This is a genomic window from Lampropedia aestuarii (assembly GCF_004803635.1).
Classification (GTDB): Bacteria; Pseudomonadota; Gammaproteobacteria; order Burkholderiales; family Burkholderiaceae_C; genus Lampropedia; species Lampropedia aestuarii.
This window is the reverse complement of sequence record NZ_SSWX01000024.1, coordinates 15,084-26,951: the sequence shown is the minus strand read 5'-3', so window position 1 is coordinate 26,951 and position 11,868 is coordinate 15,084. Positions and strand designations below refer to the sequence as shown.

Below are 11,868 nucleotides of genomic sequence, written 5' to 3'. Positions count from 1 at the left end.
TTTGAGGCTTAGTTCGCCTTGGCGCCTGACTCCGTGACAACCTTGGCCCACTTGGCCATGTCTTCTTGCAAAAACGCAGCAAATTCAGTGGGTGAGCTGCCGATGATCTCTAAGCCCAGCGATTGGAATTTGTCTTGTACGGCGGGCTCCTGGAGAATCTCCCCCAACTCTTGATGCAGTTGCGTGACGATGGCCGCAGGTGTATTGGCCGGAGCAACCAGCCCCAACCAAGGCATGGCCTCGTAGCCTGGCAAGCCCGACTCAGCCAAGGTTGGTACATCGGGCAGCAGCTTGGAGCGCTTGGCCGTGGTCACGGCCAGCAGGCGGATTTTGTTGTCGTTGATAAACGGCTTGGAGGAGGCGTAGGCATCAAACATCACATTGATATTGCCGCCCACCAGGTCAATCAGGGCTGGCGCGCTGCCTTTGTAGGGCACGTGCTCCATCTTGGTATCGGCCATGGTGTTGAACAGCTCTGCTTCGAGGTGGGTGGAGGTGCCCGCACCGACCGAGCCGTAGTTTGCGATGTTGGGATTGGCTTTGATCCACGCGATCAGCTCTGAGGTGTTGGTGGCTGGCAAGCTAGGATGCACGCTTAGCACATGCACCACAGAGGCGACCTGCGAGATCGGTGCAAAGTCCTTGATCGGGTCGTAATTGACTTTGTCGTACAGCGCAGGCGCAATGCCCAGCGATGACGCTGCCAGCAACAAGGTGTAGCCATCGGGGGCGGCCTTGGCCACGTATTCCGACGCGATCATGGTGCCTGCACCGGGTTTGTTCTCGACGATGACAGGCTTGCCCAAGCGTGCATTGAGACGCTCGGCCAAGGTGCGCGACATGATGTCGGTGGCCCCCCCGGGCGAGAACGGTACGACGATGGTGATGGGCTTGCTCGGGTAGTCTTGTGCAACAGCGCTGGCGCACAGGGTGGCTGTGGCGAGCGCAATGCAGGCAATCAAAGGTTTAAACATGTATGTCTCCTAGGCGATGGTTGTTGTGCACCCGCGCGCGTTGTCGTGCGTGGTGTGATTGCGCAGTATCAAAGCGTCCAGCATGCGGACTCCTTGGTCTTGCTCTTTGACCAGCAGAGGGTTGACCTCTACCTCTTGCACTTGTTCTTGCAGAGCCAATACGGCGTTGGAGAACGAGGCAATCGCTTGGCAGGCCGCATTGATGTCGGCTCGTGGGCGGCCACGGTAGCCGTCAAGCAGTGCAAAGGCTTTGAGCTCTTGCAGCATCTCGCGGGCCATGCTGGTATTGACGGGCAGTAAGCGGTGGCTGACGTCTTTGTAGATCTCGGTCAATACGCCGCCCAGCCCGACAGTCAAAGTCATGCCAAACACCGGATCACGCGATGCGCCAACGATCAACTCGGCAATGCCAGATTCCATGGTGCAGACCAAAGCCCCATCGATCTGTGCATTGGGGGCGTAGGCCTTGGCATTGCGCATCACATCGGCAAAGGCTTGTGCTACTTGCTGTGCATTGTGCAAATTCAGCTTGATACCGCCTGCCTCGGTTTTGTGGGCAATGTCGGCGGAGAGAATTTTCAGCGCCACTGGGTAGCCAATGGCGTCAGCGATGGCGACGGCTTCATCGGCGTTGCTGGCACAGCGCTCATCGCACATCGGCAGCTGAAATTGTGCCAACAGCTTCTTGGTGTCGTATTCATTGAGTTGTGCGGGCAGTTGGGCGCACTCAGATACAGCGGGCTTGGCCGCTTGGCGCCACGTATTGTGTTTGCGGCGCTCTTGCCAGAGCAAGAATGGCGACACAGCATTAACAGCCACGCCAATGTCAGAAAACACCGGCACGCCGCTGGCGCGCAATTGTTCGCGTGATTGGGCTGCACCGGTATCTATGGCGATAAACAGCTTGGTGTATTGGGCCGAGACTTCGGCCAAGTCATTGGCCATGCGGTCCAGCATGTAGCCAGGGGCGTAGATCACGATGCTGTCGACTGCACTTGACTGCGCCAGTGCCTCCAGAGCGGTGCGCATAAAGCCTGGGTCATTGACCACGTTGCCTGTCACATCCACAGGGTTGGAAACCATGCCATAGTCAGGAATGCCTGTGCGCAGCGTGGCTTGCAAGTCCTCTGGCAGGGTTGGCACTTCCAAGCCCTGGCCAATGAATTTGTCGGCCAAAATCGCACCCAAGGCGCCGCTGATGGTGATGATGGCCACGCGCTTGCCGGCGCTGAGGTGGCGGTAGCGGGCCAGGTTGGCCAGCTCGGCCATTTGCACAAAATCATTGCTTTGAATGATGTTCAGTTGCTTGAAGGCGGCTTGGTAGATCGCCTTGTCGCCAGCCAGTGCCGAGGTGTGCGAGCGCACGGCCTCTGAGCCCTTGTCTGTTTCGCCGGCTTTGTAGAGCACCAGCAGCTTGTCGCGCTCTGCAAATGCTTGGGCTGCCGCGATAAAACGCGGGCCATCGCGCAGCTCTTCGATGTAGCCCATGACCACTTCGGTGGCCTCGTCTTGCGCCAGGTACTCCAGATACTGAGAAAAATCGACACAGGCCTCGTTGCCCGTGTTGATGAAGTGGCTAAAGCTCACGCCCAGTCTACGCGCAATGGCATATACCGCTGCGCAGACGTTGCCACTTTGTGTGAGCAGACTGACACTGCCTTGGCCTTGTTGCATCGGGGCGGTATTGAATACCGAAGCAAAATTGGTGTGGGCCTGGGTGTTGAGATTGGCAAAGCCCATCGCATTGGGGCCAGCCACTACCAAATCGGTAGTGGCCACATAAGCCTCCAGCTCGCGCTGCAGCTGGGCGCCTTGCTCGCCTTCTTCTGCAAAGCCAGCGGCATACACGATCACGGCTTTGGTCCCTTTGGCTGCGCAGCGTTTGAGCATGGGCAGCACATCGGCAGCGCCGATGGCCAGCACCACCAAATCTGGGGCGGCAGGTAAGTCCTCTATTGAAGGCCAGCAGCGCAGACCAAATACTTCTTCGTATTTGGGGTTGATAGGATAGATCTGGCCTTGGTAGCCAAACTTGGTCAAGTGCGCCAAGGGCATGCCCCCAATGCGCGCACCGTTATTGCTGGCGCCAATGATGGCAATTGATTGCGGGTTGAGCAGGGGGCTCAGGCGGTGTTGTGCGGTTTTGACAGGAGCGAGCATCATGCAGCCTTTTCTGGGTTTTTTTGAATCGCACTGGCCAAGCCTTTGTCACGCATGCTCAGAAAGTCTGCGCTGAGGTGGGAGAGCTGGTGGGTGTCAAAGTGCGCTGACAGGGCATTGCGCAGTCCTTGCGCGTCCAGTGTGCGGTTGATGGATTTTTTGACCAAGCGCAAGCCAAATGGCGGCGCTTTGGCAATTTGCTGTGCGAGCGCCATCGTGGCCTCGGCCAGATCTGCATCGGTCGTCACTTGGTTGACCATGCCAATCGCGTGGGCGTCCTGGGCACTGAGCTTGGCGCCGGTAAACAAAAACTCTTTGGCTTTGCGCGCGCCCATTACCCAGGGGTGAATCAGCACCTCGGTGGCGGCTGCACCCAAGGTGTGGCCGACCGGATCGGAGAAATAGGCCGACTCGCTGGCCACCACCAAATCGCACATATTGGCCAGCATGAAGCCGCCAGCGACGCAAGCGCCTTGCACCTGTGCAATCGTGGGTTTTGGGAAATCCCAAATACGCATGGAGTAATCAAAGTAGCGCAGCTCTTCATATGCCCAGCGCTCTTCTACGGTGAAATTGGCGCGCTCAGCTTGGGCTTGCTTCAAATCATGGCCTGCTGAGAAGTGCGCGCCTTCGCCCGCGAGAATCACAACGCGCACACGCTCGTCTGCTTTGGCAGCATCGAAGGCAAGCATCAGCTCATCGAGCATTTGCTGGCTTTGTGCATTGCGCTGTGCAGCTCGAGCCAAGGCAATGGTTCGTACTGCTCCTGAGTCTTTGGTGGTGATGTAGCTCAATTCCATGGTGTCTCCTGAATTACCTGGGTGGTTAGAATGCAGTTTATGATTCAAAATCCCAAAAAAAAACATAAAACAATCATTTCTCCCACTATATGGACAAACTAGGATTAACCTCAGGTGCCCAGAGCCTGCGCAGGGCGTTGATGGTGTTGCGCATGCTGGGCCAGAACCAAGAAGAGGGCCTGACTTTGGTCCAAGTGATTGAGCGTGTTGGATTGGAGCGATCCACCGTGCACCGACTCTTGACTTGCTTGGTCGAGGAGGGCTTTGTTGAGCGTCAAGAAAAAGGCAAGGTGTATCGCCTAGGCATTGATGCGGTTCAACTGGGCACAGCTGGACTGCGCCGCATGCCATTAATTGACAAGTACGATGCGTTGCTACAAAGACTGGCCCGCATCTCGGGCGATACGGTGTTTTTTGTGATCCGTCAGGGCGACTTCTGCCTTTGCTTACAGCGCCAGGAAGGGCATTTCCCGGTGCGAGTTTTCACCACCAATGTGGGAGAAAAGCGTTTGCTGGGCATAGGCGCAGGGGGCTTGGCGCTGATGGCCACACTGCCCGATGAGGAGATTGCTGCGCTGGTGCAAAGGCATGCCAAAAACTATGCGCAAATGGGATTTAGCCTTGCAGACATGATGGTGGCCGTGCGCGAGACCCGTCAAGCTGGCTATAGCCGCATTGTGGACACGATCACGGAAGGTGTCTCTGGGGTGGGCTGTGCGTTTCAGGTTTCGCCAACGCAGTGGGCGGCCTTGAGCTTTGGCGCGATCAGCCAGCGTTTGCCGCTAGCACGGCAACACGAGCTGGGTGCCTTGTTGCTGCAGGAGGCCTTGCGCCAGGATTTTTAAAATCGAGCGCGTGTTTGAGCATGGGAGGAATAGGGGGTATTCGGTGTCGCTACTACGGACGAAGTTTGGTCCGGACCCAAAAACTTGGCTCGCCACGTTTGTCCTCCCGCTTTGCCTTGGATGCAAGCGGATGGCCTTGGACCTTGATGGACGATAAGCACCTGATTGCCCAAAGAAAAAGGCCATCTGCTGGATGTCAGCGGATGGCCTTGGTCAAATAGGTGGTGGAGCTGGCGGGAATTGAACCCGCGTCCGCAAGCCTTTGCCGGGCAGATCTACATGTTTAGTGGTCTGATTTGATCTCGCTCCCTACAGCGCGCAGCCACACGCTTTGCAAAGAGCCAGCATCCTTAGATCTCGTTGACTACCAAGGTGCCCGGCAGCCAACCAGTTGATGTAGATTAACTTGCAGCTAGAAGTCTTGCGACTTTTTTGCACAGCCCATCAACGTGCTGTTGCAAGTCTCGCCGGTATTAAGCAGCGAGTGCGAAACGATCGTCGTTTGCAGTTAGTTTTTTGAATTGAGATTTACGAGCGTAACTCAAGCTCGACATGCACCACTCCAGATCCGTACCCACGTCGAAACCAGGACAGCCCCTAGAGAAACGTGATTCTAGTCTATTCTGAGTAACTGTGTCAGTTGCAATGGTGTTTCGATGGATGCAGTGGCAGGCCAGGTGCGCGTATCCTCATCGGGTGCGATATAGCCATACAAGGCGGCGACCGTTTGCATGCCTGCCGTTTGGCCGGCCTGCATGTCGCGCAGGTCATCTCCTACGTAGACACAGTCGCGCGGATCAATCCCCAAGCGAGCCGCTGCTTCGAGCAGGGGCTCTGGGCGTGGTTTGGAGTAGGCGATGGTATCGCCGCCAATCAAGGCACCGCATTGCGCCAGGGCAGTTGTTTTTTGCACAATAGGCACAGCAAAGCGCTCAACCTTATTGGTCACAATTCCCCATGGAAGTGCTGCGAGGCTGATTTTTTGTAGCAACAAAGCTACGCCATCGAATGGCAGGGTCGCTGCGCCAATGCATTTTTCGTAGGTGTCGAAAAACTCTTCACGCAGCACGGCGAATTCTGGGTGGCTTTCGCCCACATTCAGGCCAATTGGCAAGAGGCCGCGCGCGCCCCTGCCAACGAAGGGCCGATACGCTTCCAAGGGCAGCGGTGGCAGCGCGCGTGCGGCACGCATATGGTTGACCGCATGGGCCAGCTCGGTGGCAGAGTCGATCAGGGTGCCGTCGAGGTCGAACAGCACGGCTTTTACTGGGCGAAGGGTGTCGTTCACGAGTGGACTGACTTCAAAGTGGTTTACGCACGGCCAACATGTAGTTGACATCGGTATTGTCGCTGAGCCAGTAGCGGCCCGTGAGTGGGTTGTGCTCCAAGCCTCGGCTGCTTTGGAGTTCTAAACCGCTGTTGCGAATCCACAGTGACAGTTCAGCAGGGGTGATGAATTTGGCGTGGTCATGGGTGCCGCGCGGCAGAATGCGCAGGACGTATTCTGCCCCGACAATGGCAAACAGCCATGATTTGGCGGTGCGGTTGAGTGTTGAGAAGAACAGCCAGCCACCGGGCTTGGCCATGTGCGCACAGGCATGCACGATTGACTCTGGATCGGGCACGTGCTCTAGCATCTCCATGCAGGTGACGACATCGAATTGGCCAGCTCGCTCTTGTGCCAAATCTTCTGCGCTGATGGTTCGGTAATGGATGTTGGGGGTTGAGGCTTCCAAGGCATGCAACTGGGCAACGCTCAATGATTTTTCGGCCAAATCAATGCCCAATACTTCGGCAGCGCCAGCGCGTGCGATGGAGTCGCTCAAAATCCCTCCGCCGCAGCCTACGTCGACCACTGTTTTGCCTGTGAAGCCGCCGCAAGCGCGCGCAATCCAGTCAAGGCGCAGTGGGTTGATGGCATGTAGGGGTTTGAATTCTCCGTTTGGGTCCCACCATTTATGGGCCAGATCAGAAAATTTTTTCAATTCTGCCGCATCGGCATTTGTAGGATTTGGGGATGTGCTCATTCAAGTGATTATGCCTTGGATGAACGATCTGGCGTTTTTTATTGAATGCAGATACAAAAAAAGCTCCATGACTGGAGCTTTTTTTAATCAATCGAAAAATCGACTTATTGCACAACCGCTGTGGATGTGGAAGAGCCAGTCACTTCGATTTCAACGCGACGGTTTTGAGCGCGGCCTTCGCGAGTAGCGTTGGTAGCGATTGGGTCAGCCTTGCCTTTGCCTTCTGTGTAGATGCGGTTGGCTTCGATGCCTTGGCTCACCAGGTAGGACTTGACAGCAGCAGCGCGGCGCTCAGACAGCTTCAGGTTGTAAGCGTCAGGACCAGTGGAGTCGGTGTAACCCACAGCCACGATCACTTCCAGTTGGAATTTCTCAGCTTTAACTGCAGCAGCCAGTTCGTCCAACTTAGCGCGGCCTTCTGGTTTCAGAGTGGCTTTGTCGAAGTCGAAGAATGTGTCAGCAGCGAAAGTGACTTTTTCAGTAGTCACAACCAGTTCTGGCTCTGGAGCTGGAGCTGGAGCAGGTGCTGGTTCTGCTTTTTGAGCAACTACCAATGCGCCGTCGCAGCCTGCTGCGGCAGTCGCTGGAGTCCAGGTGGCATCACGCCAGCACAGTTCGTTAGAACCGTTTTTCCAGACCAGATCGCCGCTGCCGTTTTGCCAGTTGTTGATCGTGTTGCCACCGTCGGCAGCTTTGATTTGAGCACTAGCGGCTGTTGCAATTGCAGCAGAGGCAAACAAAACCGCCACTTTGTTGAGTTTCTTCATGGTTCTCCTCTTGGGGAAAGGGCCGCAGCCGCGCTGCGATAAAAAAGGACGTCGCTGATGACACGCACCAGCAACGTTGAAGTTGATTGTGCCATACGCAATAGCAATGACGCCACTGCCGCAGCGTCACAAATCCAAACATTCTCAGATTCCTTGTCGGTATGTTGCGATATAGCTACAGCGGGCTGCGCGGCTTACAATATCTTCTTTTGTTTGCTGGGGCCTTGTGACAGGCTTTCGATCCTATGACCGAATTCGCTAAAGAAACCCTACCGATAAGCCTTGAAGAGGAGATGCGCCGCAGCTATCTCGATTACGCGATGAGCGTGATTGTGGGGCGGGCGTTGCCAGATGCGCGTGATGGCCTCAAGCCGGTGCACCGCCGTGCTTTGTTTGCCATGCGTGAGTTGGGCAACGACTGGAACAAGGCTTATAAGAAGTCGGCGCGTATCGTCGGTGATGTGATCGGTAAGTACCACCCGCACGGGGATACGGCGGTCTATGACACGATTGTGCGCATGGCCCAGCCGTTCTCGCTGCGCCATATGCTGGTCGATGGCCAAGGTAACTTCGGCTCGGTCGATGGCGACAATGCCGCGGCGATGCGGTATACCGAAGTGCGCCTGACCAAGATTGCGCATGAGTTGCTCACTGACATTGACAAGGAAACGGTCAATTTCGGCCCTAACTACGATGGCAGTGAGCAAGAGCCTCTGGTGCTGCCTGCGCGCTTTCCCAATTTGCTGGTCAATGGCTCGGGCGGTATTGCTGTGGGCATGGCTACCAATATTCCCCCGCACAACCTGTCAGAAACCATCAATGCCTGTTTGCACCTGCTGGTCAATCCAGAAGCCAGTGTCGATGATTTGATGGAATTCATGCCGGCGCCAGACTTCCCTACTGGCGGCATCATCTATGGCATGAATGGTGTCAAAGATGGCTATCGTACAGGCCGCGGGCGTGTGGTGATGCGCGCCAAAGTGCATTTTGAAGACATCGACAAGGGCCAGCGCCAGGCCATCATTGTTGATGAGCTGCCCTACCAGGTCAATAAAAAGACTTTGCAAGAGCGCATGGCCGAGTTGGTGCACGAGAAAAAGATTGAGGGCATCAGCCACATCCAGGACGAGTCGGATAAATCCGGCATGCGTTTGGTGATCGAGCTCAAGCGGGGTGAAGTCGGTGAGGTGGTGCTCAATAACCTCTATAAACAGACGCAGTTGCAAGACACCTTTGGTGTGAATATGGTGGCCTTGATTGATGGCCAGCCACGCCTGTGTAATTTGAAGGATTTGCTGCAGGTGTTCTTGCAGCACCGCCGCGAAGTGGTCACGCGCCGCACGATTTTCGAATTGCGTAAAGCCCGCGATCGTGGCCACGTGCTCGAAGGCTTGGCGGTGGCGCTGGCCAATATCGATGAGTTCATTCGTATCATTCGCGAGTCGCCTACGCCGCCAGTGGCCAAGGCCGAGTTGATGGCCAAAGGCTGGGACAGCCGCGTGGTCAAAGACATGCTGACACGCGCGCGTGAAGATGGTGGCGTGCTCAACGCCGATGCGTTCCGCCCAGAGAGCCTGGGGCGCCAGTTTGGTTTGGGCCAGGACGGGCTATACCATCTGTCGGATATCCAGGCGACTGAGATTTTGGCAATGCGCCTCTCGCGCCTGACCGGTCTGGAGCAGGACAAGATCGTGGCCGAATACAAAGAGGTCATGGAGCAAATTGCCGACTTGCTGGATATTTTGGCCAAACCGTCCCGCGTCTCTACGATCATCAGTGAAGAGCTTGTGGCGATCAAGACCGAGTACGGTGAAACCAAGCTGGGCGCACGCCGCAGTGAGCTGGAATACAGCGCGCAGGACCTGTCGACCGAAGACTTGATTACGCCCACTGATATGGTGGTGACGCTCAGCCACACCGGCTATATCAAGAGCCAGCCATTGTCCGAGTACCGTTCGCAAAAACGCGGCGGGCGAGGCAAGCAGGCAGCGGCGACCAAAGAGGACGACTGGATCGACCAGCTCTTTATTGCCAATACACACGACTACATTTTGTGCTTCTCCGATCGCGGCCGCTTGTACTGGCTCAAGGTCTGGGAAGTGCCAGAGGGCTCACGCGGCTCACGCGGGCGGCCCATCGTCAACATGTTCCCGCTGGAGAATGACGAGAAGATCACGGTGGTGTTGCCTTTGACTGGGGAGGCCCGCACGTTCCCGGCTGACCAGTATGTGTTCATGGCAACGGCCAAGGGCACGGTCAAGAAGACTGCGCTGGACGAATTCAACAACCCGCGCAAAAAAGGCATCATCGCGGTTAATTTGGACGATGGCGACTTCCTGATTGGTGCCGCCCTGACCGATGGCAAACACGATGTGATGCTGTTCTCAGACAACGGCAAGGCCGTGCGTTTTGACGAGAACGATGTGCGCCCGCTGGGCCGCACTGCACGCGGTGTGCGCGGCATGAATTTGGAAGAGCCGCAGAGCGTCATCGCCATGTTGGTGGCTGAAGCCGAGGGCGATCCATCGGCGCAAAGCGTGCTGACCGCCACCGAGAATGGCTTCGGCAAACGCACGGCGATTGCCGAATACACACGCCACGGTCGCGGCACCAAAGGCATGATTGCGATTCAGCAGTCAGAGCGCAATGGCAAGGTGGTGGCAGCCACCTTGGTGGGGCCCGAAGACGAGATCATGCTGATTACCGATACTGGCGTGTTGGTGCGCACACGGGTGGCAGAAATTCGCGAACTGGGCCGTGCCACACAGGGCGTGACCTTGATCGGTTTGGATGCGGGCGCCAAGCTGATTGGTTTGCAGCGCATTGTGGAAAATGATGCGAATGTGGAGTTGCCAGAAACCGATGAGGTTGCTGCGCATACTGCAAGCGACGCAGCGGCAGCGGACGCACCAGATACGCCCGATGCAGCGCCATCCGACGATGCACCAGGGCAAACGTAATGCCATCAATGCCTTGGCAAGCAGACCTGGCCAGTGGGTGCATGAACCATGCATCTGCCGTCGTCTGGGATGAGTTGCACAGGGCGCGCAGCAAACGATTCAACAGGCCACCTGCCAGGCGTGATGGACAAGCCGTTCATGCCGGCAAGGTGGTCTGATTACTCTTTCCAATGATATGACACAAAGACCTTTTAACTTTTCAGCCGGCCCTGCTGTGCTGCCTGAAGAAGTGCTGCAAACTGCAGCAGCCGACATGCTCAACTGGCAAGGCAGTGGCATGAGCGTGATGGAGATGAGCCACCGTGGTGCGGAGTTCATCTCGATCTACGAAAAAGCCGAGCGCGATTTGCGCGCTTTGCTGGCCGTGCCTGCCAACTACCAGATTCTGTTCATGCAAGGCGGCGGCATTGCTGAAAATGCCATCGTGCCATTGAACCTGTCACGCGGCGGCGCAGTGGACTTTGTGCTCACTGGCAGCTGGACTGAAAAATCCTACAAAGAAGCAGGCAAATACGCCAAAGCCCATATTGCGGCCAGCGGCAAAGACAGCGGCTATACGCAAATCCCGGCGATGGCGAGCTGGCAGCTCAGCAAGGATGCAGCCTACCTGCACATTTGCAGCAACGAAACCATCGATGGCATTGAATACCAGGAGCTGCCTGATCTGAAGGCCCTGGGCGCAAGCGCACAGACCGAGCTGGTCATTGACTGCTCCTCGCACATTGCCTCGCGTTCGATTGATTGGAGCCGGGTCGGTTTGGCGTTTGCCGGTGCGCAAAAGAATCTGGGCCCATCAGGCTTGACGATTGTGGTCGTGCGTGAGGACTTGATTGGCCGTGCACTGGACATTTGCCCAAGCGCATTCAATTACGAATTGGTGGCGAAAAACCAGTCGATGTACAACACGCCGCCCACTTGGGGCATTTATATCGCGGGCTTGGTGTTTGACTGGATCTTGCGACAGCAAGAAGGCGGTTTGCAGGGCTTGGCTGCGGTGGAGGCTCGCAATATGCGCAAGGCCGCTAAGCTGTACGCTTATTTGGACGGCAGCAGCTTCTACAGCAACAAGGTTGCCCCGCAAGCACGCTCACGCATGAATGTCCCGTTTTTCCTCGCCGATGAAAGCCGCAATGCCGACTTTCTGGCTGGTGCAAAAGCGCGCGGACTGCTGCAGCTCAAGGGCCATAAATCGGTTGGTGGGATGCGTGCAAGTATCTACAACGCGATGCCAGAGCAGGGTGTGGATGCCTTAATTGCGTATTTGCAGGAGTTTGAGAAAACCTCCGCCTGAAGTGTCAGAGACTGCCTGTTATAGCGCCGCATGGGGTTGTTTGC

The 11,868-nt window shown here is 56.3% G+C and carries 9 protein-coding genes and 1 other RNA gene; 3 read left to right on the top strand and 7 right to left on the bottom strand.

Features of this window, described 5'->3' with window-relative positions; genetic code table 11:
- Positions 1 to 8: 8 nt before the first annotated feature.
- From E8K88_RS15210 to E8K88_RS15200, 3 genes are read right to left on the bottom strand one after another with little or no spacing between them, the layout of a single operon-like run.
- Positions 9 to 974 (bottom strand): Bug family tripartite tricarboxylate transporter substrate binding protein, encoded by a 966-nt coding sequence (locus E8K88_RS15210; RefSeq protein WP_136407530.1) that lies wholly within the window; start codon positions 972 to 974, stop codon positions 9 to 11.
- Positions 975 to 983: 9 nt separating this feature from the next.
- A complete protein-coding gene (locus E8K88_RS15205; protein ID WP_240754556.1) occupies positions 984 to 3,137 on the bottom strand; it encodes an acetate--CoA ligase family protein in 2,154 nt (717 codons plus the stop codon).
- Positions 3,134 to 3,934, bottom strand: a complete 801-nt coding sequence (locus tag E8K88_RS15200; protein ID WP_136407529.1) for an enoyl-CoA hydratase — start codon at positions 3,932 to 3,934, stop codon at positions 3,134 to 3,136. The genes E8K88_RS15205 and E8K88_RS15200 overlap by 4 nt, the downstream gene beginning before the upstream one ends.
- Before the next feature lie 89 nt (positions 3,935 to 4,023).
- Between E8K88_RS15200 and E8K88_RS15195 the strand changes: the two genes are divergently transcribed.
- Positions 4,024 to 4,779, top strand: a complete 756-nt coding sequence (locus E8K88_RS15195; protein WP_136407528.1) for an IclR family transcriptional regulator — start codon at positions 4,024 to 4,026, stop codon at positions 4,777 to 4,779.
- A gap of 222 nt (positions 4,780 to 5,001) precedes the next feature.
- Here the strand turns inward: E8K88_RS15195 and ssrA are convergent.
- The 4 genes from ssrA to ompA all read right to left on the bottom strand — a co-directional run bounded on the left by ssrA (position 5,002) and on the right by ompA (position 7,573).
- Positions 5,002 to 5,377, bottom strand: a transfer-messenger RNA (tmRNA) gene (ssrA, locus tag E8K88_RS15190).
- A gap of 15 nt (positions 5,378 to 5,392) precedes the next feature.
- Positions 5,393 to 6,067 carry an HAD-IA family hydrolase gene (locus tag E8K88_RS15185; RefSeq protein WP_240754555.1) on the bottom strand — a complete coding sequence of 225 codons (675 nt, stop codon included), beginning with the start codon at positions 6,065 to 6,067 and terminating at the stop codon, positions 5,393 to 5,395.
- Positions 6,068 to 6,080: 13 nt separating this feature from the next.
- Positions 6,081 to 6,806 (bottom strand): bifunctional 2-polyprenyl-6-hydroxyphenol methylase/3-demethylubiquinol 3-O-methyltransferase UbiG, encoded by a 726-nt coding sequence (ubiG, locus tag E8K88_RS15180; RefSeq protein WP_136407526.1) that lies wholly within the window; start codon positions 6,804 to 6,806, stop codon positions 6,081 to 6,083.
- A 104-nt stretch (positions 6,807 to 6,910) separates the two neighbouring features.
- A complete protein-coding gene (gene ompA / locus E8K88_RS15175; RefSeq protein ID WP_136407525.1) occupies positions 6,911 to 7,573 on the bottom strand; it encodes an outer membrane protein OmpA in 663 nt (220 codons plus the stop codon).
- 245 nt (positions 7,574 to 7,818) lie between these two features.
- On the opposite strand from ompA, the gene gyrA reads away from it, so the two are divergent.
- Complete coding sequence (gene gyrA / locus E8K88_RS15170; RefSeq protein WP_136407524.1) at positions 7,819 to 10,533, top strand: DNA gyrase subunit A; 2,715 nt, start codon at positions 7,819 to 7,821, stop codon at positions 10,531 to 10,533.
- A gap of 175 nt (positions 10,534 to 10,708) precedes the next feature.
- Positions 10,709 to 11,824, top strand: a complete 1,116-nt coding sequence (serC, locus tag E8K88_RS15165) for a 3-phosphoserine/phosphohydroxythreonine transaminase (RefSeq protein WP_136407523.1) — start codon at positions 10,709 to 10,711, stop codon at positions 11,822 to 11,824.
- The last annotated feature ends 44 nt before the right edge of the window (positions 11,825 to 11,868 follow it).

Excerpts from the sequence above, each read along its gene's own strand:
- serC (WP_136407523.1), top strand. The coding sequence starts at position 10,709 with ATGACACAAAGACCTTTTAACTTTTCAGCCGGCCCTGCTGTGCTGCCT.
- E8K88_RS15210 (WP_136407530.1), bottom strand. The coding sequence starts at position 974 with ATGTTTAAACCTTTGATTGCCTGCATTGCGCTCGCCACAGCCACCCTG.
- E8K88_RS15195 (WP_136407528.1), top strand. The coding sequence starts at position 4,024 with ATGGACAAACTAGGATTAACCTCAGGTGCCCAGAGCCTGCGCAGGGCG.
- ompA (WP_136407525.1), bottom strand. The coding sequence starts at position 7,573 with ATGAAGAAACTCAACAAAGTGGCGGTTTTGTTTGCCTCTGCTGCAATT.
- E8K88_RS15200 (WP_136407529.1), bottom strand. The coding sequence starts at position 3,934 with ATGGAATTGAGCTACATCACCACCAAAGACTCAGGAGCAGTACGAACC.
- gyrA (WP_136407524.1), top strand. The coding sequence starts at position 7,819 with ATGACCGAATTCGCTAAAGAAACCCTACCGATAAGCCTTGAAGAGGAG.
- E8K88_RS15205 (WP_240754556.1), bottom strand. The coding sequence starts at position 3,137 with ATGATGCTCGCTCCTGTCAAAACCGCACAACACCGCCTGAGCCCCCTG.
- ubiG (WP_136407526.1), bottom strand. The coding sequence starts at position 6,806 with ATGAGCACATCCCCAAATCCTACAAATGCCGATGCGGCAGAATTGAAA.